25 protein-coding genes are annotated in these 26778 nt (G+C 70.1%); 15 read left to right on the top strand and 10 right to left on the bottom strand.

The window, feature by feature from the left end:
- Window positions 1–86 precede the first annotated feature (86 nt).
- Window positions 87–1883, top strand: a complete 1797-nt coding sequence (locus ACWDRB_RS11650; protein WP_449893038.1) for a DJ-1/PfpI family protein — start codon at window positions 87–89, stop codon at window positions 1881–1883.
- A 38-nt stretch (window positions 1884–1921) separates the two neighbouring features.
- On the opposite strand, the gene ACWDRB_RS11655 is transcribed toward ACWDRB_RS11650, so the two are convergent.
- On the bottom strand, window positions 1922–4426 hold the full coding sequence (locus ACWDRB_RS11655) for a hypothetical protein (protein WP_449893041.1): 2505 nt from the start codon (window positions 4424–4426) through the stop codon (window positions 1922–1924).
- Between the two features lie 205 nt (window positions 4427–4631).
- Between ACWDRB_RS11655 and ACWDRB_RS11660 the strand changes: the two genes are divergently transcribed.
- The 4 genes from ACWDRB_RS11660 to ACWDRB_RS11675 all read left to right on the top strand — a co-directional run bounded on the left by ACWDRB_RS11660 (window position 4632) and on the right by ACWDRB_RS11675 (window position 7937).
- Complete coding sequence (locus ACWDRB_RS11660; protein WP_449893043.1) at window positions 4632–5459, top strand: CPBP family intramembrane glutamic endopeptidase; 828 nt, start codon at window positions 4632–4634, stop codon at window positions 5457–5459.
- Between the two features lie 75 nt (window positions 5460–5534).
- Window positions 5535–6650 carry a sensor histidine kinase gene (locus tag ACWDRB_RS11665; protein WP_449893045.1) on the top strand — a complete coding sequence of 372 codons (1116 nt, stop codon included), beginning with the start codon at window positions 5535–5537 and terminating at the stop codon, window positions 6648–6650.
- Window positions 6647–7333 carry a response regulator gene (locus ACWDRB_RS11670; protein WP_449893047.1) on the top strand — a complete coding sequence of 229 codons (687 nt, stop codon included), beginning with the start codon at window positions 6647–6649 and terminating at the stop codon, window positions 7331–7333. Before ACWDRB_RS11665 ends, ACWDRB_RS11670 begins: the two co-directional genes overlap by 4 nt.
- A 79-nt stretch (window positions 7334–7412) precedes the next feature.
- A complete protein-coding gene (locus ACWDRB_RS11675) occupies window positions 7413–7937 on the top strand; it encodes a hypothetical protein (RefSeq protein ID WP_363970437.1) in 525 nt (174 codons plus the stop codon).
- 20 nt (window positions 7938–7957) lie between these two features.
- Here ACWDRB_RS11675 and ACWDRB_RS11680 read toward each other — a convergent pair whose 3' ends face one another.
- Entirely contained in the window at window positions 7958–8650 is a 693-nt protein-coding gene (locus ACWDRB_RS11680) for a poly-gamma-glutamate hydrolase family protein (RefSeq protein WP_449893049.1), read from the bottom strand.
- On the opposite strand from ACWDRB_RS11680, the gene ACWDRB_RS11685 reads away from it, so the two are divergent.
- Window positions 8651–8890: a cellulose binding domain-containing protein gene (locus tag ACWDRB_RS11685; RefSeq protein ID WP_449893051.1), complete on the top strand. Its 240-nt coding sequence runs from the start codon at window positions 8651–8653 to the stop codon at window positions 8888–8890.
- A 4-nt stretch (window positions 8891–8894) separates the two neighbouring features.
- On the opposite strand, the gene ACWDRB_RS11690 is transcribed toward ACWDRB_RS11685, so the two are convergent.
- Window positions 8895–9446, bottom strand: coding sequence for a TetR/AcrR family transcriptional regulator (locus tag ACWDRB_RS11690; protein WP_363970441.1), 552 nt, complete (start codon window positions 9444–9446; stop codon window positions 8895–8897).
- A gap of 175 nt (window positions 9447–9621) precedes the next feature.
- On the opposite strand from ACWDRB_RS11690, the gene ACWDRB_RS11695 reads away from it, so the two are divergent.
- From ACWDRB_RS11695 to ACWDRB_RS11705, 3 genes are all read left to right on the top strand, one after another.
- Window positions 9622–10254: an esterase/lipase family protein gene (locus ACWDRB_RS11695; protein ID WP_449893053.1), complete on the top strand. Its 633-nt coding sequence runs from the start codon at window positions 9622–9624 to the stop codon at window positions 10252–10254.
- A 124-nt stretch (window positions 10255–10378) separates the two neighbouring features.
- Window positions 10379–11632 carry a serine hydrolase domain-containing protein gene (locus ACWDRB_RS11700; RefSeq protein ID WP_449893055.1) on the top strand — a complete coding sequence of 418 codons (1254 nt, stop codon included), beginning with the start codon at window positions 10379–10381 and terminating at the stop codon, window positions 11630–11632.
- 287 nt (window positions 11633–11919) lie between these two features.
- A complete protein-coding gene (locus ACWDRB_RS11705; RefSeq protein ID WP_449893058.1) occupies window positions 11920–12351 on the top strand; it encodes a DoxX family protein in 432 nt (143 codons plus the stop codon).
- Here the strand turns inward: ACWDRB_RS11705 and ACWDRB_RS11710 are convergent.
- From ACWDRB_RS11710 to ACWDRB_RS11725, 4 genes are read right to left on the bottom strand one after another with little or no spacing between them, the layout of a single operon-like run.
- Window positions 12341–13627, bottom strand: a complete 1287-nt coding sequence (locus tag ACWDRB_RS11710; RefSeq protein ID WP_449893060.1) for an alpha-L-fucosidase — start codon at window positions 13625–13627, stop codon at window positions 12341–12343. The genes ACWDRB_RS11705 and ACWDRB_RS11710 overlap by 11 nt on opposite strands.
- Before the next feature lie 4 nt (window positions 13628–13631).
- Complete coding sequence (locus tag ACWDRB_RS11715; RefSeq protein ID WP_449893062.1) at window positions 13632–14495, bottom strand: carbohydrate ABC transporter permease; 864 nt, start codon at window positions 14493–14495, stop codon at window positions 13632–13634.
- Complete coding sequence (locus tag ACWDRB_RS11720) at window positions 14488–15417, bottom strand: carbohydrate ABC transporter permease (RefSeq protein ID WP_449893064.1); 930 nt, start codon at window positions 15415–15417, stop codon at window positions 14488–14490. Before ACWDRB_RS11720 ends, ACWDRB_RS11715 begins: the two co-directional genes overlap by 8 nt.
- A 31-nt stretch (window positions 15418–15448) precedes the next feature.
- Window positions 15449–16585 carry an ABC transporter substrate-binding protein gene (locus ACWDRB_RS11725; protein ID WP_449893066.1) on the bottom strand — a complete coding sequence of 379 codons (1137 nt, stop codon included), beginning with the start codon at window positions 16583–16585 and terminating at the stop codon, window positions 15449–15451.
- Window positions 16586–16819: 234 nt separating this feature from the next.
- On the opposite strand from ACWDRB_RS11725, the gene ACWDRB_RS11730 reads away from it, so the two are divergent.
- The 3 genes from ACWDRB_RS11730 to ACWDRB_RS11740 all read left to right on the top strand — a co-directional run bounded on the left by ACWDRB_RS11730 (window position 16820) and on the right by ACWDRB_RS11740 (window position 18921).
- Complete coding sequence (locus ACWDRB_RS11730) at window positions 16820–17971, top strand: ROK family protein (RefSeq protein WP_449893068.1); 1152 nt, start codon at window positions 16820–16822, stop codon at window positions 17969–17971.
- Between the two features lie 74 nt (window positions 17972–18045).
- Window positions 18046–18456, top strand: a complete 411-nt coding sequence (locus ACWDRB_RS11735) for a VOC family protein (RefSeq protein ID WP_350726024.1) — start codon at window positions 18046–18048, stop codon at window positions 18454–18456.
- Between the two features lie 87 nt (window positions 18457–18543).
- The gene (locus tag ACWDRB_RS11740) at window positions 18544–18921 is read left to right on the top strand and encodes a nitroreductase family deazaflavin-dependent oxidoreductase (protein ID WP_449893071.1); all 378 of its coding nucleotides are present in this window, start codon (window positions 18544–18546) and stop codon (window positions 18919–18921) included.
- A 2-nt stretch (window positions 18922–18923) separates the two neighbouring features.
- On the opposite strand, the gene ACWDRB_RS11745 is transcribed toward ACWDRB_RS11740, so the two are convergent.
- Genes ACWDRB_RS11745 through ACWDRB_RS11755 form a run of 3 tightly spaced genes read right to left on the bottom strand, consistent with a single transcriptional unit; the run spans window position 18924 to window position 21869 of the window.
- The gene (locus tag ACWDRB_RS11745; RefSeq protein ID WP_449893073.1) at window positions 18924–19754 is read right to left on the bottom strand and encodes a carbohydrate ABC transporter permease; all 831 of its coding nucleotides are present in this window, start codon (window positions 19752–19754) and stop codon (window positions 18924–18926) included.
- Entirely contained in the window at window positions 19744–20643 is a 900-nt protein-coding gene (locus ACWDRB_RS11750) for a carbohydrate ABC transporter permease (protein WP_350726216.1), read from the bottom strand. The genes ACWDRB_RS11745 and ACWDRB_RS11750 overlap by 11 nt, the downstream gene beginning before the upstream one ends.
- Window positions 20610–21869 (bottom strand): ABC transporter substrate-binding protein, encoded by a 1260-nt coding sequence (locus ACWDRB_RS11755; protein ID WP_449893075.1) that lies wholly within the window; start codon window positions 21867–21869, stop codon window positions 20610–20612. The genes ACWDRB_RS11750 and ACWDRB_RS11755 overlap by 34 nt, the downstream gene beginning before the upstream one ends.
- Before the next feature lie 152 nt (window positions 21870–22021).
- Between ACWDRB_RS11755 and ACWDRB_RS11760 the strand changes: the two genes are divergently transcribed.
- From ACWDRB_RS11760 to ACWDRB_RS11770, 3 genes are read left to right on the top strand one after another with little or no spacing between them, the layout of a single operon-like run.
- Complete coding sequence (locus ACWDRB_RS11760) at window positions 22022–24307, top strand: glycosyl hydrolase family 95 catalytic domain-containing protein (protein WP_449893077.1); 2286 nt, start codon at window positions 22022–22024, stop codon at window positions 24305–24307.
- A 59-nt stretch (window positions 24308–24366) separates the two neighbouring features.
- A complete protein-coding gene (locus ACWDRB_RS11765) occupies window positions 24367–26064 on the top strand; it encodes a sensor histidine kinase (protein ID WP_449893079.1) in 1698 nt (565 codons plus the stop codon).
- Window positions 26055–26702 (top strand): response regulator, encoded by a 648-nt coding sequence (locus tag ACWDRB_RS11770; RefSeq protein WP_449893081.1) that lies wholly within the window; start codon window positions 26055–26057, stop codon window positions 26700–26702. Before ACWDRB_RS11765 ends, ACWDRB_RS11770 begins: the two co-directional genes overlap by 10 nt.
- Window positions 26703–26778 lie beyond the last annotated feature (76 nt).

The raw sequence follows: 26778 nt of genomic DNA on the forward strand, positions 1-26778 counted from the left end.
TTGCCCGGCCTCCGGGCGCCGGGCTGAACTGGCACCGGTCAAGCAGGGCGCCACAACCCTCATCGACGACGTTCAGGAGTCCGGCAATGACTGTTCACGAGCCACCTACGGGAAAGGCGCGCCTGGCCGGGCGCTTCGTCTGGCACTACATCGAGATGGTCATCGCGATGAGCCTCGGGATGCTGCTGCTCGGCCTGGTGTGGAGCGCGGTCCTGCCGGGGGACACCCGGTTCGACGTCAGCACGTTGATCATGGCCGCCGACATGACCGTCGGCATGGCGGTCTGGATGCGGGTGCGCCGCCACGGCTGGGCCGCCGTCGGCGAGATGAGCCTGGCGATGTTCGCGCCGTTTCTCGTGCTGCTCGTCCCGTACTGGTTCGGCGCGTTGCCGGACCACCTGGTGATGTCGATCGGGCACACGCTGATGTTCGTCCTCATGGCCGTGGCCATGCTGTGGCGGCGCGAGGAGTACCTCCACCATCACCACCGCCTGCGCGTCCCGTGGAAGTGGGTCAGAAGGACGGCCGTGGTGCTGGCCGTGCTGCTGATCCCCGCTTCGGTCTCAGCCGTGAACACCATCGGCAAGTTCGGCGACCTGTACCGGGCGCGCTCGGACGCGGTGTCGGCCCAGCCGGTGGCCAAGGCCCATGATCCGGCCAAGCCCACGGTCGCCTTCCTGGTCGGCGGCAAGGGCTCCAACGTGGCCGACCTGCTCGGCCCGTACGAGGTGCTGGCGGGCACCGGCCGGGTGAACACCTACGTCGTCTCGGCGGGACCCCGGCTGGTGCCCCTGACCGGTGGCCTGGACATCGTGCCGGACCTGACATTCGACGAGCTGACGCGGCTGATGAGCGAGCGGGACGACAGCCTCGACGCCGTGGTGATCCCGGCCCTGCAGCCGCCCGATCCGGCCGAGTCCGCCTCGATCCGCGCCTGGCTGCGGCGGCAGTCGGCCGCCGGCGCGCTGACCGTCAGCGTCTGCGCCGGCGCCCGTACGTTCGCCGCGAGCGGGCTGCTGGACGGCAGGCCCGCCACCTCCCACTGGCTGCGGTTGTCCGGGCTGCGGAAGGACTTCCCCGACGTCAAGTGGACGGGCGGCACGCGGTACGTCGACGACGGAAACGTGATCACCACCGGCGGCGTGCTGTCGGGGGTGGACGGCGGTCTCCGGATCATCGAACGGCTGCTCGACGCGGACACCGCGCGTGCGGCGGCGCAGCGGGTCCACTGGCGCCACTACCTGCCCGGCAGGGCCGCGCGGATCCCCCAATCCGCTCTGGAGCCGTCGGACGTGGTCGTCGCGCTCAACGCCTCCTACCAGACGGGGCCGACGACCATCGGCGTCCAGCTCACCGAGGGCGTCGGGGAGCTGGAGCTCGCCTCCGCGTTCGTCTCCTACACCGAGGAGTCCATGGTCGGGCGCACCGTCGCGGTCGGTGACGGCGTGATCCACTCCAAGCACGGACTGACGTTCGTCCCGCGTTCGACGGTCGCGGCGGCCGACCTCGACCGCCTCCTCGTGCCGGGGCTGGACGCCGCGAGCCGCCGCGCGGCGGCCACCACGGCGCCGCGGCCCGAGTACCTCCACGTCAACCCGGAGTTCGCGTTCGACCCGGTGCTGCGCGACCTCGCCCGCACCTACGACGTGCAGACCGCCCGGTTCACCGCCAAGACGCTGGAGTACCCGGTGCTCGACGTCAAGCTGACCGGCAGCGCCTGGCCGTGGTCCGCCACCCTCGTCCCCGTGCTGCTCGCCCTGCTGGGCGGCGCCGCCGCCGTCGCGACCGGCATGGTGTCCCGCCGGATCCGCGCCCGGCGCCCGGAACCGTCCGACGCGCCGGCCCCCGAGGAGCCGCCGGTGACGACGGCTCCCGAGAGCTGACTCCCTCCGCGTGGTATCGGTTCAGGCCGAAATCCGCCTCATGGCCGGGCGAGCCGGAACAGGCGTTCGTTGATCTTGTAGTAGAGGTTGCCGAAGCGGTCGGCTGTCAGCCCTTCCATCCCCGCTTCCGTCCGCAACACGGTCACCGCCTTGGTCGACTTGTCGATCGAGAAGATCTGGTCGCCGGCCGTGCCGTACACGCGGGCCGGGTCCTGGGGCACGGTCAGCAGCACCCCGTCGCGCCAGGCCACGCTGGGCTTGGCCGTGTAGTCGGGGTCGGCGAACAGCCGTTTGACGGTGATCGCCTCGGGCCGCGCCGGATCGAGGGTGAACAGCGAGCCGCCCGCCAGCCCCCACAGCTCGCCGTCCACCGCCGCCAGGGCCGTGACGGCCTTGGGCGCCGTCAGCGGGAGCGGATGCGTGCGCACCGTGCCGGTGGCGGGGTCGTAGGAGAACAGCGTGGCCGACGCCCCCGGGGCGTAGACGGGGTCGACGCCCAGGGCGCCGCGCGTGGAGGTGCCGCCGAACACCTTGCCGCCCGCGTACGCCAGCGAGACGACGGCCTGGTCGGGCACCACGCACAGGGTCCGCCCGGCCGTGCCCTGCTTCCAGACGGTGAGGGCGCCGCTGCGCTTGCCGTACTTCGGCACCGTGCCCATGTAGACGGTGCCGTCCGGCCCGCCGGCCAGCGCGTACGGCCGGTCCTGCGGGGGCGGGCCCTTGCCCGGCTCGCAGTCGTCGGCCTTGTCGCCCGCCTCGCCGCCCGTGTACCTGAGCGTGGGCGGCCACGGGCCTCCGGGCTGGTAGCTGTAGATCCGGGCCGAGGGATAGACGCCGATGTAGAGCAGGCCGTCGTGGGCCAGCAGGCTGTCGGTCTGGTTGAGCCCGTTGAGGGTGAGCCTGTCCGGCTGGTTGTCGTCGCCGTCGCCCCGCAGCGGGTCGTAGACGCCGGTGCCGCCGGTCAGGTAGCCGCCGGTGTAGACGCGGCCGTCGGGTCCCGCGCCGAGCGCGTTGATCGCGGCGGGCAGGACGGGGGTGCCGGTCACGAGGTTGCTGCTCCAGCGGCCGCCGGCGGGCTCGTACTTGAAGATCCTGGTGCCGTCCGTGGCCGCGCCGAGGCCGACCAGGGTGCTGCCCGACCAGGTGTAGCCGGTGACGTCGAGTCCGGGCCGCACGGAGGTCGCCTGCACGGTCCGGGCGGCGATGTCGTACGAGTGCAGCAGGCCGTCCTTGACGAACCAGACCAGGCCGTCGCGGGCCGGGGAGTGGTGCAGGTCAACGTCGGTGATCGCGGCGTCGGTGGCGGCCGAGTAGGAGCCGTCGGCGTCGCGGACGACGCGCAGGACGAGCAGGGTGCGGTCGATCCAGGCGAACAGCCTGTCGCCCGTCCAGGTGAGGCCGCCCACCATCGAGTTGTGGGCGTAGGCGGCCGGAAGGAGGCTGTCCACCCGGCCGGTGACGTTGTCGTACCTGATCAGGGCCGCGTTCGTGCCGGTGCCGAGGTAGGTGGCGTTCGCGGCCGGGTCGTGGGCGAGGCTGCGCACGTACTGGGCGCCGGCCACAATGGGGACGCTGCCGATCGTGGTGAAGGCGCCGTTGTCGTACTTGAAGTAGCGGCCGTCGTTGTAGGTGCCGCCGTACACCTTCCCGCCCGCTCCCGGCTCCAGGTCCCAGATGAAGGAGTAGCCGCCCTCCGCCCGGCCGAGGTCGGTGATCGTGGACTGGCCGGGGACGTGCCGGTAGAGCTTGGAGTTGGGGTAGGTGCCGAGGTAGACGCTGCCGTCGGTGGCGGTGGCCGCCGCCCAGCCGCCGACGGTGGGCGTGGCCGCGCTGTCGGGGATGGTGAGCTTCTGGGTCACCTTCTCGGTGGCCACGTCGATCACGGCCAGTTGCGGGTTGGCCTCCGCGGTGCCGGTGTAGACGGCGTACGCGCTGCCGCCCGCGAACGTGGTGGCGTTGGGCACGCTGCTGTCGATCTGCACGCCCAGGTCGGTCACGTCCTTGGTGATCAGCACCTCGTCCCAGTAGGCGGTGCCCACGTCGGCCACGCCCGAGTAGATGAGGGCCGAGACGGTGGCCGTGCCGGCGGGCGCGACGCCCGAGGCCGTGACGCGGTTCCAGCGCCTGCCCGTCGCCGGGGCGTTGCCGCCGCCGGCCAGCAGGTTGCCGGAGGCGTCACGGAAGCGCAGATACAGGTACGCGGTGCCACTGTCGGCCCACACCTGGGCCTGCAGGGTGTAGCGGGTGCCCGCGGTGGCGGGCAGGCCCGGCATGCTCTCCCTGCCGTAGGCGGCGGCCGGGTCGGTGTCGGTGACGCGCGCCGTGGTGCGCCCGTCCCAGGACACGGCCTCGACGCCGCCCGCGGTGTGCGAGCCGCTCCAGCCGGCCAGCCCTTCGTCGAAGCCGTCGTTGGCGATCCGCAGGTCGGCCGCGAACGCGGGCGCTCCTGGCGGCGCCGCGAGCAGTGCCGCCAGGAGCGCCGCCGCCACCGCTCCGCTCGTGAGCCGGGGCCACCTTAAGTGCCCCTCCACAGGAATCCGCACGGCACCACCTCCGGGGTCGTGTTCGTTTACGCTCAATTCCGGTCCCGACCGTAACCTTATGGGCGGGGCCCGTCAATGGCGCCGGCCCATCCCCCGTGAGAGCTACCTGAATCGTCCGCTCATTGGTGATTCGCCGGACACCCTCGCGCTCATACCGTCTTCGCCGGGGCCGCCAATCGCGCGGCCGACGTCAACGGAGGTCACCATGAGCACGCCAGCCACAGTCCCCGGCGACGGCCGGATACGCAGGATCGCCCGCTTCCCCCTCACCTGGATGCTGATCGGGCTGCTCGGCCTCATCGTGGTGTCGGCGCTGACCGGGGGCGGAGCGCCGGTGCTCGCCGTGGTGGGCGCGGTCGCCGCGGTGGTCGTCTACCGGGCGGTCATGCGCTTCGTCGCGGGGCGGCCCACTCCGGAGATCGCCAGAGACGGGGCCGGACGGGAGGCGCTGTCCGGTGCCGGGATCGGCCTGGGGTTCGTGCTCGGCTCCGTGCTCCTGATCGCGGCGGCCGGCGGCTATTCGTTCTCGTGGTCGTCGGGGAACGTCCTGCCGATTGTGTTCACGGCGGTCGGCGCGGCGGTCACCGAGGAGCTGATGTTCCGCGGCCTGGCGTTGCAGGCCCTGGAGGCGCTGTGGGGCAGCCGGGTGGCGCTGGCGATCACCGCGTTGCTGTTCGGCGGCATGCACCTGGCCAACCCGGGAGCCAGCCTCTGGAGCTCGCTGGCGATCGCCGTCGAGGCCGGCGTCCTGCTCGGTGCCGCGTACCTCTGGCGGCGCAGCATCTGGTTCGTCGTGGGACTCCACTTCGCCTGGAACGCCACCGAGGGGCTGCTGGGCATCCCGGTCTCCGGCCACGTGTCGCCCGGTCTGCTGACCGCCGAGGTCTCGGGTCCGGCGGTGCTGACCGGGGGCGAGTTCGGGCTGGAGGCGTCGATCGTGCCCGTCCTGGTGAGCCTGCTGCTCGCCGTACCGATGCTCGTCCTCGCGCGCCGGCGCGGCGGATTGCTCCCTGCGCGGCGTGGGGGTCGTTAGGCTTGCCCGGTGTTCGCGAACGCCGCCCGTTCCGCCCGCTTATGGTCAGACTGGTGGCGAGCTTGCCACCTGTCCGTGAAGGACACCGCGCTCGCGGCGGCGCTCATGCTGCTGGCGTCCGTGCCGACGATGTCCGCCATCGGGGCGCAGCTCGGCGACCTGCCCAAGCGCCCGCTGGACGCGCTGGCCGTGGCGCTGACCGTGGCCCAGTCCGCGCCGCTGGTGGTACGCAGCCGATGGCCCGCGGGCTGTCTCGCGATCATCGGCGCCGCCTTCGCTGTTCATCAGGCGCTGAGCTACCCGCAGACGTTCGCCAGCATCGGGCTCTATCTGTCCCTGTACGCCGCCGGCGCCTATCAGGTCCGGTTCCGCCGCGGCCTCGTCGCGGTGTCGACCGTGGGCTATGTCCTGCTGGTCGTCGTGCTGCACGGCCTGGGGTCGCCCAACGGAGTCCCGGCGTTCCTCGCGTTCTATCTGACGTTGGCGGTGATCTGGATGGCAGGTGCCGGGATGCGCCGGTGGCGGGCTGACGAGGCCGAGCGACGGCGCCTGAGCGCGGAGGTGGCCGCGGCGGCCGAACGGGCGCGCATCGCCCGCGAGCTGCACGACGTGGTCACCCATCATGTGACCGCCATGGTCGTCCAGGCCGACGCGGCGCAGTTCCTGGTCGGCAGCGCGCCGGAGCGCGCCGGGGTCGGACTCGCCGCCATCAGCGACACCGGCCGGCGGGCGCTGACGGAGCTGCGCTACCTGCTCGGAGTTCTGGAGGCCACCGGCGATTCGGCGGTCGCGGGCCGCGCGCCGGCCCTGGGCAAGATCGGCGACCTGGTCGAACAGGCCCGGCTGGCCGGCCAGCCCGTCGAGCTGACCGAACGCGGCGACCAGCGGCCGCAGTCCGTCGACGTGGAGCTGGCCGCCTACCGGGTGGTGCAGGAGACGCTCACCAACGCGATCAAATACGCGACGGGGCGGCCCACCGCGGTCACGGTCCACCACCACGACGACCACCTCGAGATCGAGGTGATCACCGACGGGCCCGCCGACGCCGCCCCAGTCGTGCCGTCGGGCGGGCGAGGTCTGGACGGGCTGCGGGAACGCGTACGCATGCTCGACGGCGAACTGGCGGCCGGGCCCCGCCCCGGCGGCGGGTTCGGCGTCCGAACCCTCATCCCGTACAGGAGCAGTCCATGACCGACACGCCGATCCGGGTGCTCATCTGCGAGGACCAGGCACTGGTGCGCGCCGGCTACATCACCATCTTCTCCGTCCAGCCGGACATGGAGGTCGTCGGGGAGGCCGCGGACGGCCGCGCGGCCGTCGAGGCCGCCCAGCTGCTGCGCCCGGACGTCATCGTGATGGACATCCGGATGCCCATCGTGGACGGCATCGAGGCCACCCGGCGGCTGGCCGGCCCAGGCACGGAGGCCCCGGCGAAAGTGCTGGTCGTCACCACCTTCAACGTCGACGAGTACGTCTACGAAGCGCTCAAGGCCGGCGCCAGCGGCTTCCTGCTCAAGGACGCGCCACCGGCGGAGCTGGTCAACGGCGTGCGGACCATCGCCCGCGGCGACTCCCTCCTGGCGCCCGCCGTCACCCGCACGCTCATCGGCCACTTCGCCGAACGGCTCCGCCCCGCCGACCCGTCCCGCCCGGCCAGGGACGAGATCGTGCGCACGCTGACCCCCCGCGAACTCGAGGTCCTCGAACAGATCGCGGGCGGCCTGTCGAACGCGGAGATCGCCGAGAAGCTGTTCATCACCGCCGAGACCGTGAAGACCTACGTGTCCCGGATCCTGGCCAAACTCGAGCTGCGCGACCGCGTGCAGGCCGTCGTCCTCGCCTACCGGGTGGGGCTGGTGTCCGGCACGGACTGAGCTGCCACTTTGATTACGCAGGGTTATTTTCGCAGCTAGGACGGGCACAACGTCAGGAGTGTCCGCCTGGAGGAGCCCAATGCCGACCGTCGTCCGGTTCACCGCCGCCGCTCTGCTGGTCGTACTCGCCGCTGCCTGCGCCGACTCGCGTACCACGCCGTCAACGCCGCTGTCGGTGGCGACGGACACGCTGCCACCCACGACGGACACCGTGTCTCCCATGCCGACCGCCTCCGTCCGGCCCTCGTCCACCGGGCATCACCCGGCCGACGGGAGCAGCCTGGCGTCCTGCAAGGACGCCGACTGCGAGGTCGAGGTACGGGCAGGCGACCGGCTCCGGATCGACAAGCGGTTCGGCGTGCAGCGGATCACCATCAGCTCGCTCGACCCGGACGAGGCCACCATCGCGCTCCTGGGCTTCACCGGCGGGCTGCAGGCCGAGGGGGCGAACGTCAGCATCTCCAGCAGCTGCGTCAACGGGCGCTGCCGCGACGAGGGCAAGCTGTCCCTGGCTCCCGGCAGGTCCGCCCGCATCAACAACCTGCGGCTGGAAGTGCCCTACCTCTCCCGCGACCACGCCATCCTGCGCCTCACCCCCAGGTGAGGCGCCGAGCTTTCGGCTCCTCAGCTCAGGGCACGATTGACGGCCGCGACGTACGTGTAGAAGGCTTTCGTGCGGTTGGCCGGGCTCTCGATCCAGGCGCGATTCAGCTTGCCTTCCTTGAAGAACCGCTCCCGCTGACCCCGGCTGATCTCCAGCTGCACTCCCATGCCCCTGCGGTTTCTGTTCGCGATGTTCCGGGGGCTGTCGCCGCCGATTTCGTCGGGTACGGACGCCGAGACGGGGAACCCGGCGGCGCGCAGTTCGGTCGTCACCTTTTTGATCAATGTCGTGTCGCGCCCGCCGATGTAGGTGGTGGCGGCAGTGCCCGCCGCGGCGTGCCAGGAGATGGTGTAGTCGACGGCGGCCACCACCGAGAGCGCCTTGGGTTCGTCGAAGTGCGTAGAGGTGATGTGCAGAGCGCTGTTGCCGCTGTCCTTGATGCCGACGAATGAGTAGTAGGCGTGCTTGCGTCCCGCGGCCTGGTCGGCGAGCTGGGACGTCGGCGCCTCAATGGCGCCGCCGTGGATGGCGATGTGCGCCACCTTCGCTCCGCCGGGGGCGCGAAGGACGCGGCGATAGTCCCGGCCCTCGGTTTCGTGGGCGGAGAGCTCGGCGTAGTTGGCGTAGACATCGCTCGCGGACACGGCGTGAGCGGCGGGAGCGAGGCCGATCACGAGCACGCTCGCGACGGCGACGGACACGATCTTCTCCACGTGGCACCTTTCGACGATCTTCTTGACCGCCATCATGCCGCCGTCTTCCCCGGGAGCCAGACCTTCACCACCGGCTGGAACGGCACCTGGTCCGCGACCCCGCCGAGCGTCCAGGTCACCGGCCCGAGCTTCCACAAGAGCATCGATCCCGGTACGAGTTTCGGGGTCGGCTTCAACGCGAGTGGCTCGAACGACCAGCCCACCAATTTCACGCTCAACGGCGTCCCCTGCACCACCTGAGCGGTCAGAGGAGTCCGCACGTCAGGTCGTGTTCCAGCGTGCGGGCGTAGGACTCGACGCCGGCCACGATGTCGATCGTGTCGGGGTCGAGCAGCCACTGGGTCTGCAGGCCGTCGAGAGTCGCGATGATCTCGGCGGCCTTGGCCGCGGGGTCGATGTCCTGGCGGGCGAGCCCGGCGGCCTGGGCCGACCGGATGCTGTCGGCGACGATGGCGCGCATCGCGCGGTAGCGGTCGACGAAGTGCCGGTGGCCGGGCGCGCCGGGCTCCAGGCTCTCGGCGACCAGCACGGTGAACAGCTTGGCCAGCCCCGCCCGCTCCTTGTTGCGGCGCGCGAACTCCGGCATGGCCCGCAGCCGCCCGGAGGGCTCCATGCCCAGGAGCTCCATCGCGAATGCCTCGCTGTCGAGGTCACGCCGTTCGATCACGGCCAGGAGCAGTCCCGCCTTGCTGCCGAAGTGATGCAGAAGGCCGGGCTCGCTGATGCCGGCCCGGGCCGCGACGGCGGGCAGGGAGGTGCCGCGGAAGCCGTCGCGCGCGAACATCTCCGCGGCCACGGCGATGATCTCCTCTCGCCGTAAGCGCGCGCGTTCCTGTCTGCTGGGGTCTTGCCTACTTCGGGCCACGGTGTTAAATCTAACCCATCACTTACCGAGTGCTCAGTAAGTGAATTCCCCCAGAAGTAGCGAGGTGTGACTCATGTCATCGAGGCGCCGACGCATCACAGGGTTAGTGACCGCGGGAATCCTGCTGGCCGGGCTGGGCACCTGCCAGCAGGTGCAGGCCGCGCAGCGGGAGCCGGTCATCCTGATCCACGGCTGGAACGGGTCGCCGACCGAGTTCGCTCAGATGGAGGCGGCGCTGGAGCAGGCCGGCCATCCCGCGTACACGATCGACCTCCCCGGCGAGGAGAACATCGCCAACGCGGGAGCCATCAGGGACCTGGTGGCACAGGTACGGCAGGAGAACGGCGGCGGGAAGGTCAGCCTCGTCGGGCACAGCATGGGAGGGCTGTCGGCGCGCTATTACCTGAAGGCCCTCGGCGGCGCCGATGCCACGCTGAGCTACGTCTCGATGGGCACCGGGCAGCGCGGCTACTGGCCGGCCTGCCTCCTGCCGGCGAACCAGGGCGGGCAGATGTGCCCGACCAGCACCTTCATCAGCCAGCTCAACAGCGGCGACCCGACGCCCGACCCCGTCCGCTACACGCTGCTGGTGAGCTCGCTCGACGAGACCCGCAACGACGTCATCGACGGCGTGTGGTGCAAGGCCGAGTTCCCCGGGGTGGCGCATGCCGACGAGCCGAAGTCGCAGGTGTTCATCGACGGGGTGATCAGCGCTCTGGACGGGACCTGCCCGTCCTGACCCCGGTACAGCTGGCTGTACCCGAACGCTCCAGCGCACGGGATCGATCAAGGATGCCGTGCGCCGACATGCTGGGTGATGTCCGAAACGGACGACCCCCACCAAGAAATCAGGAGCGTTTCCCATGTCGCGTACCTCTTCCGAGTCGAAGTCCTCCCGGCGCGTGCGGGTTCTCGCCGCGGCGGCGCTGGCGGCGCTGTCGGGGCTGGTCGTGGCGGGGACGCCGGCCGCCGCGGCCACCGGGCTCGACCGCACCGCGAACGTCGTGCGGCAGAGCCCGGACGAGAGCCTGTCGGCCGAGCTGGCCGAGGTGCGGGACGAGCTGAAGCGCAACCACCGGCCCGACGCCCTGCAGCGGAAGCTGGACGCGCTGGTGGAGAAGGACAAGTTCCCGGCGGCGCTGGCCGCGGTGCAGGACGGCGAGGGCCGGACCCGCCACTACACCGCCGGGGTCGCGGACCTGACGACCAAGGAGGAGGTCCCGGTCGACGGCCGGGTACGGATCGCGAGCAACACCAAGATGTTCACCGCGGTGGCGGTGCTGCAGCTGGTCGGCGAGGGCAAGGTCGACCTCGACGAGCCGATCGAGACGTACCTGCCGAAGGTGGTCCGCGGCAAGGGCGTCGACGGCAGGAAGATCACGGTGCGGCAGCTGCTGCAGCACACCAGCGGCCTGCCGAACTACACCCGCTGGATGCCGAGCATCTTCGAGAGCCGCAATGTCTACCGCTCGCCCCAGGACCTCCTGGACATGGCGTTCGAGCACAAGGCATCGTTCGCGCCGGGCACGAGCTGGGAGTACAGCAACACCAACTACGTGCTGGCGGGCCTGCTGATCGAGAAGGTCACCGGCCGTCCGGTGGCCGAGGTGATCACGGATCGCATCATCAAGCGGATCGGGCTGCGTGACACGTACTGGCCGGGCAAGGGGGACAGGACGATCCGCGGGCGTCACCCGCAGGGGTACGGGTCGGAGAAGCCCGGCGGCAAGCTGAAGGACATCACGAACCTGGACCCGTCGTGGGGATGGGCGGCCGGCCAGCTGATCGGCACCCCGAGCGACCTCAACCGCTTCATGACCGCCCTGATGGGCGGCAAGCTGCTCAAGCCGGAGCAGCTGGCGGCGATGAAGCACACGATGAAGGCGCCCGGGTTCCCGGCCGGCTGGGAGTACGGGCTGGGCCTGATGAAGATGCCGCTGAGCTGCGGCGGCGTCACCTGGGGCCACGGCGGTGACATCGACGGGTACGAGACCCGCAACGGGGTGACCGAGGACGGCCGCGCCGCCACCGTCGCCGTCACGGCGCTGCCTCCCAACGAGGAGGCCCACCAGCACGTGATCGAGGCCATGGACACCGCGCTGTGCGCCAAGCGGTAGCCGATCCTTGACGAAAGCCGCCCGGATCCTGTCCGGGCGGCTTTCGTATGTCGGGATTTACCGTGGCCCGATCATTCGTGTCAACTTTCCCTACTGACTTTCGTCGGGCGCTGATGAAAATTTCACGAATGCGAAACTTTATGGCCGGGAAGTTCGGGCAGGTTATGCGTATACAGCGCGTTTTGGACCGATCCTGTGAGTGACGTGACATTGACATATGTGCTTGATCTCAAGAATCTGTTTGGGAGCGCTCCCATATTTTTCAACAGCAGGAAAGGGCATTTGCCGTGGATCTGTTGGACAAGAATCAGGGGCTCTTCCTGGCCCTGTACCGGATCGTGCTGGGACTGCTGTTCGCCTGCCACGGCGCGGCGACGCTCTTCGACGTGCTGGGCGGGGCGCAGGGCCCGGTGCCCACCTTCGGACAATGGCCCGGCTGGTGGGCCGCGGCCATCGAACTGGTCGGCGGCATCCTCGTCCTGCTCGGACTGGGCGCCCGCGTCGCCGCCGTCCTCTGCTCGGGCACCATGGCCTACGCCTACTTCGTCGTGCACCAGCCTCAGGCGTTGTTCCCGATCGAGAACGGCGGCGAGAAGGCGGCGCTCTTCTGCTGGGGCTTCCTGCTCATCGCCGTCCTCGGGCCCGGCCGCTGGGCGCTGTCCACGCTGCTGACGCCTTCGCGGCAGCTCACACACGACAGGGCTGAGATCACTCCGTGAGGAACAGCTCGACGACGGGCACGGCGACGTCGGGGCGCTGTACGGGCAGGTCGAGGGTCAGGACGTCCGGCGACACGGCCCCCATCGTGGTGAGGCCGGCCTGCTGGCCGGGGTCGATGACCCGCGTACGGATCTCCGACGCGTCGTGCAGGAACTGGGCGTACTTCACCCGCCCGGCCAGCCCCGGCAGGTGCAGGTGGCCGAACGGCCAGGCGAACAGGTGCAGGTAGAGCCGGTCGCCACGCTGGGTGAAGCGGCAGTCGGGAGGCGCCGTGAAGCCGCTGGGCCCGCAGCCGTAGATCGAGCGGGAGTTCAGCCGCATCCAGGCGCCGATGTCGGCGAGCGTCCCGCTCGCGCGGGGGTCGATCTGGCCGCGCCCGTCCGGGCCCACGTTGAGCAGCAGGTTGCCGCCCTTGGCGACGCTGTCGACCAGCATCCGGACGAGCAGGTCCGGAGACTTGTAGTCGAGGTTGTCCCGGTCGTACCCCCAGCTGCCGTTGAGCGTCTGGCACGCCTCCCACGGCACCTCGTGCCCGTCGACGACCATCGGCCCGGCGGGCTGGTACTGCTCGGGGGTGACGAAGTCGCCGGGGATGTCGAGCCGGTCGTTGACGATGACCTCCGGCTGGAGCTCCCTGACCATCGCGAGCAGCTCGTCCGAGCGCCAGTCGTCGGCGCCCTTGCCGCCCCAGTTCCCTGGCCTGCCCCGGTAGGAGAAGTCGAAGAACAGGTAGTCGATCCGGCCGTAATCGGTGAGCAGCTCGCGCACCTGGGCATGCAGGTAGTCGGCGTACTTGGAGACGTCGCGGCCCGCGGCGGCGGCCTTGAACGCCTCGTCGTCACGCTGGGGATGCAGCGAGTCGACCGGGAACTCGGGATGGTGCCAGTCGATCAGCGAGTGGTAGAACCCGACCTTCAGGCCCTCGGCGCGGACGGCCTCCACGAACGGCGCGATCAGGTCCTTGCCCCAGGGCGTGCGCGTCGCCTTGTAGTCGGTCTGCGCAGAGTCCCACAGGCAGAAGCCGTCGTGGTGCTTGGTCGTGAGGACGATGTAGCGCATGCCGGCCTCCTTGGCCAGCCGCGCCCATCGCGCCGGGTCGTACAGGTCGGGATCGAAGTGGTCGAAGTAGCGCTGGTAGTCCTCGTCGGTCAGGCGCTCGCGGTTCTTCACCCACTCGTGCCGGGCCGCCAGAGAGTACAGACCCCAGTGCACGAACATGCCGAACCGGGATTCGGCGAACCAGGCGTGGTGCTGCACGATGTCCCTCTTCTTCAAATGTTCAGCGTCCGCCGAGACCGCTGGTCGCGATCCCGCGTACGAGATGTTTCTGCAGGATGATGAGCAGCGCCGTGGTCGGCGCCATGGAGATCACGGCCGCGGCCATGATGAGGTTCCACTGGGTACCCTGCTGCCCGAAAAAGAGCTGCAGACCCAGCGGGACCGTGGCCTTCTCGTCCACCGAGTTGATGATGATCAGCGGCCACAGGAAACTGTTCCAGTAGTTGATGAACGTGAAGACCGCCAGCACCGCGAGCGCGGGCCTGACCAGCGGCAGCATGATGCTGGTGAAGACGCGCACCGGCCCCGCGCCGTCGAGGCGGGCGCTCTCGGCGAGCTCCTCGGGGATGGTCAGGAAGAACTGGCGCAGCATGAACGTCCCGAAGGCGGTGAACGCCCAGGGGAAGATCAGCGCCTGGAACGAGTCCACCCACCCGAACCAGCGCATCAGCATGAACATCGGCACGACCAGCACTTCCTGGGGGATCATCAGGGTGGCCAGGAAGACCAGGAAGACGCCGTCGCGACCGCGCCAGCGCAGCCGCGAGAAGGCGTACGCCGACATGCTCGACGCCACCAGCACCACGAGGGTGCCGCAGACGGCGACGGCGAGCCCGTTGACGATGAAACGCGCGAACGGCAGGAACTCGAACGCCTCGCTGTAGTTCTCCCACCGGATCACCGACCCGAACAGGCTCGGCGGCGACCCGAACACCTCGTCGGCGCGCTTCAGCGACGTGGCCACCATGTACACCAGCGGCGACACGAAGGCGGCGGCCACCAGGTAGAGGGCGGCGTGCGAGACGACCAGCCGGACCCTGTGCGCCCATGGGGAGGCCGGGGCGGCGTGCGCGTGCTCAGACATCGTAGGTGACCCATCTGCGCTGGCCGGCGAACTGCATCGCGGTCACGCCCAGGATCAGCACGAACAGGATCCAGGCCGCGGCGGAGGCGAGTCCGAACTGGTAGACGGAGAAGCCCTGGTTGTAGACGAACATCATGAGGGTCTCGGTGTCGATGCCGGGCCCGCCGCCGGTCATCAGGAACGGCTGGGTGAAGACCTGGAACGACGTGATGAGCGTCATGGTCGTGGCGAAGAACATCGCCGGGGAGATCATCGGCAGCGTGATGCGGAAGAACAGCCGCCACGGCCCCGCCCCGTCGATCTGCGCCGCCTCCACGAGTTGCCGCGGGATGGCGTCCAGGGCGGCCGAGAAGACCAGCATGTTGTACCCGAACCCCTGCCACACGCTCATCGCGACGACGGCGAACATGGCCCAGCCCTGCTCGCCGAGGAAGTTCGGCGCGTGCACGCCGGTGGCGGCGTGCAGCGTGCCGTCGATGAACCCGTTGGGCTGGTAGATCATCCGCCAGACGATCGCGTTGGCCACCATCGGCGTGACCACGGGCAGGAAGAAGACCACCCGCAGCGCCTGGCGGCCCTTGATGCGCGGCGAGATCCACACCGCCAGCCCCACCGACACGATGAGGTTGAGCGGCAGGTAGAGCACCACGAACAGCAACGTGTTGAACAGCGTCCGCCGGAACACGGGATCGCCGAACAGTTGCGTGAAGTTCCCCAGCCCGGTGAAGACCTGCTCGCCCACCGCGGGCCATCGGAAGAAGGCGATCACCAGGGACATCACGATCGGGAAGAGCGTGAACAGCGTCAATCCGATCAGGCTGGGCCCGGCGAACAGGGCGGCGACCTTTCCGTCGCCGCGCCGGCGGCGGGCACGCTGTCCGCGTGCTACCGCCGCTCGCCCGGGTATGGCGTCGTTGTACACGTCACTCCCTGTGGATGGTTGCGCATGCTCGTTACGCCGGTGCCTGCTGCTGGACCTGCTTGAGGACGTCCGCCGCCGTGCCCTGCCCGTTGAAGACCGGCACGCCGTACTGGGCCAGCAGCTTGGACACCTGGTCCCAGCTGGAGGTCGTCCGGAACGGCGTCGCCGAGGCGTTGGCGGCGTCGAGGACCTCCTTGGCGCCCTCGAAGGCGTTCTCGTACCACTTGTTCTGGACGGACTTGCGCGCCGGGTAGGCGCGCCCGATGGTGGCGAGCTGCCCGAGCACGTCGGCGCTGGTCATCACGCTGATCGCCTTGAACGCCTCGTCGGGGTACTGGCACGACTGGGAGATGCCGAAGCCGGACCCGGCCGAGTAGGTCTTGGACCCGTTGGGACCGGCGGGGATGGTGGCCAGGCCCACGCCGAACTTGGCCTGCTGCTTGAGCGACAGGACGGCCCAGGGCCCGTTCACCTGCATCGCCACGTTGCCGTTGAGGAACTGGGTGTCGGCGAAGTTGTTGTCCACGCCGGGCACCTTGGGCGCGACCCCGGCCTTGGCGACCAGGTCCGCGTACCACTGGAAGCCGGTCGCCATCGGCTCGGAGGTGAGGGTGAGCTTGCCGGACGCGTCCACCGGCTCCGCGCCGGTCTGCGACAGGATCATCGAGAACATCGGCAGGTCGATGGGGTAGGCCACGAAGCCGTACTTGCCGCCGGTGGTCAGCTTCTTGGCCGTGGCCTCGAAGTCGGCCATGCTCCAGCCGACCTTCGGCGCTGCCACGCCGGCCGCCTTGAACATGTCCTTGTTGTAGGTGACGATCAGCGAGCCGACGTCGTACGGCAGGGCGTACTGCTTGCCGCCGGAGGCCAGCCCGGCCATGATCGAGGAGTCGAAGTCGCCTGTGTCCAGGCTGTTCTTCTTGATCAGCTCGTCCAGCGGAAGCATGCCGTTGACGTAGCCGCCGGTGCGCAGGCTCTGCATGGAGACGATGCACGGCGCGCTGCCGCCGGCCAGGCGGGTGCCGAGCTTGGTGAAGTAGTCGTTGAACGGAGAGGTCTCCAGTGTGATCTTGATGTTCGGGTATTTCTTGGTGACCTCGTCGGCCACCTTCTGCCAGGCGTCGCGGTCCTCCGTGCCGGAGGCCCACATCGACCAGGTGAGCGTCACCGCTCCGTTGGTCGCCTTGCTGCCGCCTGATGATTGCTGACCGCCGTTGTCCCCACAACCGGCGGTGAGTCCCCCCGCGATGACCACCGCTACGGCGACTGCCAATGATCGCCGACCGCCATGCATCCGCCTGCCCATCGCAGCTCCACTCAATAAGCTCGGGGCCGAGTTAATAATTGTGAAACTTAGGCGTCGCGCTCTGTAGTGTCAATGAGATCGAGGTGGAAATATCCGATGACTGCTCGTCGAGTCGCCCCTCGCGGAGATCTGACCCGCGTCGAGATCCTGGCGCTGCTCGGCACCGCGGGCGCCCTGGACCGCCGCCAGATCGCGGCCCGCCTCCGGCTCGGCGACGCGACCGTACACGAGCACACGCGACGCCTCCTGGCCTGCGGCTACCTGCGGACTCTCGCCCCGCAGGCCGGGGCCGTCGGCAGGCCCCGCATCCCGCTCCAGGTGGTGCCCGAGGCCGCCGCGACCATGGGCGTGCGGGTCGCCACCGACCACGTCGTCACCGTCGTCGCGGGGCTGGACGGTCGCGTGATCACATCCGATGTATCACCCTTCGACTGCCGTTCCGATCCGATCCCTCAGCTGCTCGCGGTGATCAACCACCGGCTGGCCGACCCCACCTTGGGGCCCAGGTTGCGGGCCGTGGGAGTGGTCACTCCGTCCTCTGTCGATTCGGCCACCGGCTATATACGTGTATGTCCCCGATTCGGCTGGAGCGAACTTCCCCTCGGCGAACGGCTGCGCGCCGAACTGCCGATCCCGGTGCTGGTCGACAACGATCTCCGGGCGAGCACCACCGCCGAGCTCCTGTACCGGACGGGCCGCGAGCACGACGACTTCCTGGTGCTCGGCATCGGCGACGGGGTGGGGCTCGGCGCGGTTCTGCAGCGGCGGGTGCACCGTGGCCCGAGCGGGCTCTCCGGCGAGTTCGGCCACACGCCGGTCGCCACCACCGGACCGCGCTGCGCCTGCGGCGCGCGGGGCTGCCTGGAGACGCTCACCAGTGACGGCGGCATCCTGCGGGCCGCCCGCCGCGCCGGCCTCGCCGAGGCGGCCACCACCATCGAGGAGCTTCGCGCGCGCTGGGTCTCCGGCGGCGAGCCAGGGCTGGCCGACGTCCTCGCCGGGATCGGCACCGTGCTCGGGCGGGCCGTCGCCGGCGTCGTCAACCTGCTCGGCACGCCCACCATCGCGGTCATCGGCGAGAACCACGTCCTCTGGCCGGGGCTGGAGCCGGGATTCCTCGCCGCGATGCGGACCAGCCGGGTCACCGCCGCCCACCGCGTTCAGGTGATCGTCCGTCCCTGGAGCGACGCCCAGCACGCCCTGGGCGCCGCCGGCCTGGCCCTCGCCGCCCCGGAGACCCTCGCCTGACCGTTCGCCTGACCACGGCGAACGGTCAGGAATGGAGAAGCGCCGGTCACCGGGCCGCAACTAGCGTCGTCGCCATGGACTTCACCATTCACCAGACCTTCCTCCCGCACAACGACCCGGAGGCCTCCCTGGCCTTCTACCGCGACAATCTGGGCTTCGAGGTCCGCAACGACGTCGGCGACGGCACGATGCGCTGGATCACGGTCGGCCCCGCCGGCCAGCCCGGCACGTCCGTCGTCCTGCACCCGGCGGGCGCCGAACCCGGCATCACCGACGACGAGCGCCGCACCATCCTCGAGATGATGGCCAAGGGCACCTACGCCCGCATGATCGTGGCCACCGCCGACCTCGACGGCGCCTTCGCGCGGCTGCGGGACGGCGGGGCCGAGGTCGTCCAGGAGCCGACCGAGCAGCCGTGGGGGATCCGCGACTGCGCCTTCCGCGACCCCGCGGGCAACATGATCCGCGTCAACGAGCTGGGCTGAGGGGCACCGATGACACAGCAGCAGCAGCGCAAGAGCGGTACGCCCGGGCCGATGTCACGGTGGATCCAGCGGAAGATGAACGCTCGGATGAGTCGCAAGATCCGGCGTGGCCAGGGCTCGTTCATGGGCATGGACGTGCTGATCCTGAACACGGTGGGCCGCCTGAGCGGGCAGCCGCGGCAGTCGCCCCTGGCGTGGTTCGCCGACGGCGAGGACGCCTGGCTGATCGTCGCGTCGGGCGGCGGGGGCCGGCACCCGGACTGGCACGCCAACCTGATGGCGCACCCCGAGCGGGCGTCGGTCGAGCTCCCCGGCCGCGACGCCGTGCCGGTGACGCCGCACCGGCTCGACGGCGCCGAGCGCGCGCAGGCATGGCAGCGCATCACCGCCGCCCAGCCCCGCTACGCCAAGTACCAGGCCAAATCCGACCGCGAGTACCCGGTGATCCGGCTCACCCCACGGTGACGTCACCCCTTGAGGCCGGTGGTCGAGATGCCCTCGGTGATGCGTCGCTGGAAGATCAGGAAGAAGCCCAGGATGGGGATCAGCGACAGCACCGCCATCGCGAGCATCGGCCCCCAGGTGGAGCCGCCGCTGGAGTCGAGGAACGCCCTGAGCGCCAGGGGCACCGTGTACGTGGACACGTCGCTCAGATAGACGAGCTGGCTGAAGAAGTCGTCCCAGGTCCAGATGAAGGTGAAGATCGCGGTCGTGATCAGCGCCGGCCGGGACAGCGGCAGGATGATCCGCCAGTACACCAGGACGGGCCCGCACCCGTCGATGCGGGCGGCGTCGTCCAGCTCGCGCGGCAGCGACCGGATGAACTGCACCATCAGGAAGATGAAGAACCCGTCCACCGCCAGGAACTTCGGCACGATGAGCGGCAGGAACGTGTCCACCCAGCCCAGATACTTGAACAGCGTGTACTGCGGCACGATCAGCACGTGGATGGGCAGCATGATCGACCCCAGCATGATCGCGAACCAGAGCTTCCTGAACCGGAAGCTCAGCCGGGCGAAGGCGAAGGCCGCCATCGAGCACGACATCACGTTCCCGGCCACGGCCGCCGCGGCGATGACGAACGAGTTCGCGAAGAACCCGCTGAAGGGCACGCCCAGCGCGGTCCACCCGGTGGCGTAGTTGTCCGCGACCACGGTCTCCGGCACCAGCCCGGGATCGGTGAAGATCTCGTCGTTGGGCTTGAACGAGGAGCTGATCAGCCAGAACAGCGGATAGAGCATGACGAGCGCCCCCACCAGGACCAGCAGGTGGAGGGCCCAGCGGCGGCTAGTCGGCATAGTGCACCCAGTACTTCGAGGAGCGGAAGGCCAGCGCGGTGAAGGCCGCGGTCACCAGGAGGAGCACCCAGGCCAGCGCGGAGGCGTAGCCCATCCGGAAGTTCCCGAACCCCTCCTGGTAGATGAAGAGCGTGTAGAAGAGCGTGGAGTCGGCCGGTCCGCCGATGCCGCCGCTGATGATGAAGGCGGGGGTGAAGGCCTTGAAGGCGTTCACGGTCTGCAGCACGAGATTGAAGAAGATGATCGGGCTGAGCATGGGCAGCGTGACGCGGAAGAACGCGCGCACCTTCCCGGCGCCGTCCACTGCGGCGGCGTCGTAGAGCTCGGCGGGGATCTGCTTCAGCCCGGCCAGGAAGATCAGCATGGGGGAGCCGAACTGCCAGATGTGCAGCAGGACCAGCGTGTAGATCGCGTACTGGGGCGTGGAGATCCAGCTCGGCCCCACGATCCCGAAATAGCTCAGGGCGTCGTTGATCAGGCCGTCCGCGCCGAAGATCTGCCGCCACAGGATCGCCACCGCGACGCTGCCGCCCAGCAGCGACGGCAGGTAGTAGGCGGCGCGGTAGACCCCGATGCCCCGCACGGGCCTGTTCAGCAGCACGGCGACCAGGAGCGCGAAGGCGCCGGACAGCGGCACGGAGAACACGACGTAGATCAGCGTGACCCGTACGGCGTTGACGAAGTGCGGGTCGTCGGTGAGCATCCTGGCGTAGTTGTCCAGCCCCACGAAGGACGGCGCGGTGAGCAGGTCGAAGTCGGTGAACGAGAGGGCCAGCGAGGCCAGGATCGGCCCGCCGGTCAGCAGGAGCAGCCCGGCGAACCACGGCAGCAGGAACAGGTAGGCCGCGCGTCCCTCTACTTGAGCACTCGTCGAGCTTCTTCGAAGAATCGGGACACCCCCTGCTCGATCGTGAGCTTGCCGAAGCCGATCTGCTGGTTGATGTTGGTGAGCACCTTGTTGTGCAGCTCCCCGGCGCCGAGCGGCTGTGGCGGCGGCAGCGGGCCGACCTGGTCCTTGATCGAGTCGATGTAGTCGTAGACCGGCTGCTCGGACGGCGAGGCCTTGGGCCGCAGCGCGGCGCGGATCGGGGTCGCGGGCGGGATGCCGCGCTCCGACCCGAGTTGGCCGGCCACGTCCGGGTCCGCGACGAGCGCGTTGACCAGGGCCACCGCGTCGTCCTTGGCCTTGCTCCCGGAGCTGACGGTCAGCAGCATGGACGGTTTGTAGTACTGGCCGGGCTTGTCGCCGGTCGGGAGGGTGTGGACGCCGACCTCGTCCTTGGTGAGCGACATGTAGGCGGTGAGCTGGTTGGACCAGGCGAAGTCCATGACCGCCTTGCGGGTGGCGACCAGGCTGTTCTGCACGTCGCCCGCCGCGGTGGCCTGGACGTCCGGCGGCGTGGCCGCGCCCGCCTTGCGCAGGCCGTCCCAGAAGGTGAACCACTCCTTGAGGTCGTCCTCGTCGTAGGCCAGCCTGCCGTCGGCGGTGAAGAACATCTTGCCCCGCTCCAGCAGCCAGTTCTCCAGCGCACCGCCGTCCTGGGCGCCGTCCTCGGTGCCGAAGACGCCCTTCCCGGCCAGCTTCTTGGCCAGCTCGCCGTACTCGGGCCAGGTGAAGGTCTCGGGGATCTCCACCCCGCGCTCGGCCGCCAGGGTCTTGTTGACGATGAGGGCCGTGGAGTTGATGCCGAAGTTCACGGCGTACTGCTTGCCGTCGATCTTGCCGGCGTTCACCACGTCGGGGTCGAAGCCGGACAGGTCCAGGCCCTTGCCGACGTACGGGCCCAGGTCCAGCAGGCTGCCGCGCCTGGCGTACTCGCCGAGGTAGGAGTAGTCCATCTGGATCACGTCGGGGGCGTTGCCGCCCGCGGTCTGGGTGGCCAGCTTCTCCCAGTAGCCCTCCCAGCCGGAGAACTGGGTCTTGATCTGGATGCCGGGCTTCTTCTTCTTGAACGCGTCGATGGCCTTCTGCGTCGCGGTGTGCCGCGTCGTACTGCCCCACCAGGCGAACTGGAGGCCGGCACCCGAGCCTCCGCCTCCGGCGCAGCCGGTCAGGGCGAGGGCGGCCGCGGTGACGCCGGCCTGGAGGAATCCACGTCTGCTGAGCTCTCTCATGCGGGGGGTCCATCCGTTATCAAATATTTAACTGGGGACGTTAATTGGCGGGTAACACGACGTCAACGCCATGGGTCAATCGGTTGCGGCTTCGAGACGATCCGACCTCTGGGGGTCTTGACCTTGCCGCTTTCCGGAAATACCGTTCATTGGTGCCCGATACGTCCGATCTATTTGCGGCGAGCGAGCCGTCCAGGCGCGAACTCCTCGGCGCCGCGCTGGCCGCTCCCGCGCTCGGCGGCGGCGGTCCGCTGCTCCATGACGAGATCGACTGGGAACGCTTCCTGGCCGACGCCGACCTGGTGTGGAAGCGGATGCCGCAGACCTGGTACGAAGGGCCGTTCCTGGGCAACGGCTTCCTCGGCTCCGGCGTCTACGCGCAACAGGGCGCCAACGCCGTGCGCTTCACCGTGCAGCACAGCGAGGTCCAGGACCACCGCCCCGAGTACGGCGCGCTGTTCGGCCTGGCCCGGCTGCCCGTCGGCCACCTCACGCTGGAGCCCGTCGGCGCGATCACCGGCGTCGACTGGCGGCTCGACCTGTGGAACGCCGAGCTGACCGGCGCCATCACCACCTCCTCCGGCAGCCTGGAGATCAGGGCGTTGATCCACAACGACCGCTCCGTGCTGGCCGTCGAGGTCTTACCCAGCGACGGCGAGCGCGACTTCCGGTGGACCTTCCACCCCGAGGAGGCCGTCAGCCCCCGCGCCGACCCGATCTTCAACCGGCCGCCTCCGCCCGGCTACACCGCCAACCCCGCCCCGTCCGTGACCCGCCACGACGACCTGGAGCTGATCACCCAGCCGCTGCTGTCCGGCGGCGGGCACGCGACGGCCTGGCAGGAGGTGCGGCGCGGCGCACGGCGTACCCTCTACGCCGCGGTCGCCTGGTCGTTCCCGCGGGACACGGCGGGCGACGAGGCGGTCAGATCGGTACGCTCCGCGGCCCGGCTGCCCGTCGAGGCGCTGGTCGCCGACCACCGGCGATGGTGGCACGGCTACTACCGCAAGAGCTTCCTGTCGCTGCCCGACCAGCGGACGCAGAGCTTCTACTGGATCCAGCTCTACAAGGTCGCCGCCGCCGCGCGCGGGGACGCGCCGCCGATGGCGACCACCGGCCCGTGGCTGGAGCCGACGCCGTGGCCGGCCACCTGGTGGAACCTCAACGTGCAGCTCGAGTACTGGCTGATCCACGGCTCGAACCACCTGGAGCTGGACGCGGTCACCAGGAGCCTGTCGCGGTACCGGCAGAACCTCGTCGACCAGGTGACGTTCCCCGAGGACTCCGCGGGCATCCCGCGTACCACGGACATGACGCTCGACAACGGCTCCGGCCTCGGCAACAGCGGCTACCCGGTGGGCGTCCCCGGCCAGGCCACCCCCGTGCCCGAGGTCGGCAACCTGACCTGGGCGCTGCACAACGTCTGGCTGTCCTACCGGCACACGATGGACACCCGGATCGTGCGGGACGTGCTGTTCCCGCTGCTGCGCCGGGCGATCAACTACTACCTGCACTTCCTGGAGCCGGGCTCCGACGGGAAGCTGCACCTGCCCGCCACGTTCTCCCCGGAGTACGGGGTCAACGCGCCGGACACGAACTACGACCTGGCGCTGATCCGCTGGGGCTGCCGGACGCTCGTCGAGTCGGCGCGCCTGCTGCGCGTGCGCGACCCGCTGCTGCCGAAGTGGCAGGACGTGCTGGCGAACCTGGCCGGCTATCCGATCGACGAGAACGGCTTCATGATCGGAGCGGGCGCGCCCTTCGCCAAGTCGCACCGGCACTACTCGCACCTCCTGATGATCTATCCCCTGTACCTGGTCACGTGGGAGCAGGAGGACCGGCGCGCGCTCATCGAGAGGTCGCTCAAGCACTGGATCAGCTTCGAGGGCGCCCTGCAGGGCTACAGCTTCACCGGCGCGGCCTCGATCTCCGCGCAGATGTCGCGCGGCGACGACGCCCACTTCTACCTCGACGAGCTGCTGCGCCGCTTCGTCCAGCCCAACACGATGTACAAGGAGAGCGGCCCCGTCATCGAGACGCCGCTGTCCGCCGCCCAGTCCGTGCACGACATGATCTGCCAGAGCTGGGACGGCGTCATCAGGGTCCTGCCCGCCATGCCGGCCGCCTGGCCCGACGTCACCGTGCACAACTTCCTGACGCAGGGGGCGTTCCTGCTGTCGGCCGCCCGCCGTGGCGGCCGTACCGACTTCGTACGGCTGGTCTCGCTGGCCGGGGCGCCGTGCCGCGTCCGCACCGGCATCGACGGCCCCTTCACCGTACGGAGCGACGGCCGCAAGGTGCCGTGGCGGACGCTGCCCGGCGGGGACCTCGAGCTCGACCTGCGCCGCGGCGAGGAGGTCCTGATCCAGGCCCGGGGCGACGCGGTCATCCGCCCGGTGACCCCGGCGAACCAGGCCCGCTGGGGCCTGCCGGCCTAGGGTCCGATCCGTCCGCATTCCGGATGGTTCGCCCGTACAATCCCCCTCGGGGGTGGGCGATGGCGACACGTTCCAGGGGCACCACCGCGTTACTCGCCGTCGCGGCGGGAGGGCTTTGGCTGCTGGTCGTCAACGCCCTGGGTGCCAGCCCGGGCGCCATCTGGCGGCACGGCCCGATATTCGTGCTCGGCGCGCTAGCCGGCGTCTCCTTCCTCGCGGGCGGGATCGTGGCCTGGCGGGAGCATCCGCGTAACCAGGTCGGCCCGCTCATGGCCGTGCTCGGGGTCGCCTGGATCCCCCAGCAGGTGCTGTTCTTCCCCGGACAGCAGCTGTGGGCGCTGTCGCTGTGCGGCCTGTGGGCGGGGATGGCCTGCCACCTGTTCCTCGCCTTCCCCACCGGCCGGCTGGACCTGGTGTCGTACAAGGTGGTGACCGGCCTGGCCTACGTCCTGGCCCTCGTGCTGCCCACGGCCAAGGCCCTCATGCGCTTTCCGATGCCCGTGCCGCTCCGGAATTTCACCGACGCGCTCGACGCCTCGTCCTGGCAGCTGACCGTCCTCATGTCGGGCATGGTGCTCGCTCTCAAGGTCAAGCGCTGGCGTCAGGCCAGCATGGCGCAGCGCCGGGCGGTCGCGCCGGTCACCGGCGCGTCGATGGTCGCGACGGTCGCCTTCGCCGTGGACCGCCTGGCCGAGCTCTTCGGCCCGAACCCGCTGCAGGTCCCCATCACGCTCGTCATGCTGGTGTCCTTCATGGCGGTCCCGATGGCGTACCTGGTCGGCCTCATGCGCAGCCGGATGGACCACGGCCGGGTGGCCGACCTCGTGGTACGCCTGAGCAGGCGCGAACGGCGGGGCACGCTGCGCGACGAGCTGGCCGCCACCCTGCGGGACCCCGGGCTGGTCGTGGGCTACTGGACGGCCGAGCAGGACAGGTACGTGGACGCCGACGGCCGCCCGGTCGACCTGAACCCGGGGCCGAGCAGGGTCGTCACCCGCGTCGACCAGGGCGAGGCGCCGCTCGCCGTACTCGTGCACGACGTCGCCCTCCTCGAACAGCCCCTTCTCGTCGAGGCCGCGTGCGCCGCCGCGGCGCTCGCCCTGGAGAACGAGCGGCTCACCGCGGACCTGCGGGCCCGCCTGCGGCAGCTCGCGGCCTCGCGGCGGCGGATGTTGCAGTGGGGCGAGGCCGAGCGCCGCAGGTTCGAACGCGACCTGCACGACGGCGTGCAGCAGCGGCTGCTGTCGGTGGCGATGACGCTCGGGCTGGCCGAGGCCGGCACCGACCCCGGGCGGGCCGCGCCGCTCATCGGCGAGGCCAAGACGGCGGTGCTGGCCGCGCTGGACGACCTGCGTGCGGTCAGCCACGGCATCCACCCGCCGGTGCTGACCGAGCGCGGCCTGTCCGGCGCGGTCAAGGAGCTGGCCGCGGTCGCCCCCATGGCCGTCACCTGCGACCTGGCGCTGGACGAGCCGCTGCCGCAGGCCGTGGAGAGCGCGGCCTACTACATCGTCAACGAGGCCCTGGCCAACGTGACCAAGCACGCCGCCGCGTCGAAGGCATGGGTACGGCTCGCCCTGGTCGGCCGCCGCCTCCTGGTCGAGGTGGGCGACGACGGCGTGGGCGGGGCCGATCCCGCGCTCGGCTCGGGGCTCGCCGGGCTTGCCGACCGCGCCGAGGCCAACGGCGGCAAGCTCACGATCGACAGCCCACCGGGGAAGGGAACCGTGCTGAAGGTGGTCCTGCCGTGCGCGTAGCGATCTGCGAGGACTCCACGCTGTTCCGCGAGGGCCTGGCCCGGCTGCTGACCGAGGCCGGGTTCGCGGTGGCGGCGTCCGTCGAGCACGCCGACGAGCTGCTCGCCCATGTGGCGAAGGACCCGCCCGACGTGGCCGTGCTCGACATCCGGTTGCCGCCCACGCACACCGACGAGGGCCTGCGCGCCGCGGTCACGCTGCGGGAGCGGCATCCGCGGGTGGGGGTGCTGGTGCTGTCGCAGTACGTACGGGTGAGCTACGCGGTCGAGCTGCTCGGCGGCCGCACGGAGGGCGTGGGCTACCTGCTGAAGGACCGGGTGTCGGACCTGGCCGAGTTCGCCGCGGCCATCCGCCGGGTGGGTTCGGGCGGGTCCGCGCTGGACCCGGTCGTGGTCGAGCAGCTCGTCGGCCGCCACCGGCAGCCCGGCGACCCGCTGCGCATGCTCACCGAGCGGGAGCGCGCCGTGCTGCGGTTGATGGCCGAGGGGCGTACGAACATGGCGATCGCCGAGCTGCTGGTCATCGCCGAGCGCACCGTGGAGAAGCACTGCACCAGCATCTTCGTCAAGCTCGGCCTGGAGGCGAGCCCGCACGACCACCGGCGGGTGCTCGCGGTGTTGCGCTATCTGAACGCCTGAGGGGTGCGGATAACCGTACCTACCGGTGGGTGCCAGCCGGGTTCCGCTTCCGGTGGCCATCGCGAAGGATCGGATC

It is taken from the genome of Nonomuraea sp. NPDC003707 (genome assembly GCF_053587055.1).

Coding starts and splice junctions, on each gene's coding strand:
- ACWDRB_RS11670 (WP_449893047.1), top strand. CDS start 6,647: ATGACCGACACGCCGATCCGGGTGCTCATCTGCGAGGACCAGGCACTG.
- ACWDRB_RS11765 (WP_449893079.1), top strand. CDS start 24,367: ATGGCGACACGTTCCAGGGGCACCACCGCGTTACTCGCCGTCGCGGCG.
- ACWDRB_RS11755 (WP_449893075.1), bottom strand. CDS start 21,869: ATGAGAGAGCTCAGCAGACGTGGATTCCTCCAGGCCGGCGTCACCGCG.
- ACWDRB_RS11745 (WP_449893073.1), bottom strand. CDS start 19,754: ATGCCGACTAGCCGCCGCTGGGCCCTCCACCTGCTGGTCCTGGTGGGG.
- ACWDRB_RS11700 (WP_449893055.1), top strand. CDS start 10,379: ATGTCGCGTACCTCTTCCGAGTCGAAGTCCTCCCGGCGCGTGCGGGTT.
- ACWDRB_RS11735 (WP_350726024.1), top strand. CDS start 18,046: ATGGACTTCACCATTCACCAGACCTTCCTCCCGCACAACGACCCGGAG.
- ACWDRB_RS11730 (WP_449893068.1), top strand. CDS start 16,820: ATGACTGCTCGTCGAGTCGCCCCTCGCGGAGATCTGACCCGCGTCGAG.
- ACWDRB_RS11650 (WP_449893038.1), top strand. CDS start 87: ATGACTGTTCACGAGCCACCTACGGGAAAGGCGCGCCTGGCCGGGCGC.
- ACWDRB_RS11715 (WP_449893062.1), bottom strand. CDS start 14,495: ATGTCTGAGCACGCGCACGCCGCCCCGGCCTCCCCATGGGCGCACAGG.
- ACWDRB_RS11660 (WP_449893043.1), top strand. CDS start 4,632: ATGAGCACGCCAGCCACAGTCCCCGGCGACGGCCGGATACGCAGGATC.
- ACWDRB_RS11675 (WP_363970437.1), top strand. CDS start 7,413: ATGCCGACCGTCGTCCGGTTCACCGCCGCCGCTCTGCTGGTCGTACTC.
- ACWDRB_RS11740 (WP_449893071.1), top strand. CDS start 18,544: ATGAGTCGCAAGATCCGGCGTGGCCAGGGCTCGTTCATGGGCATGGAC.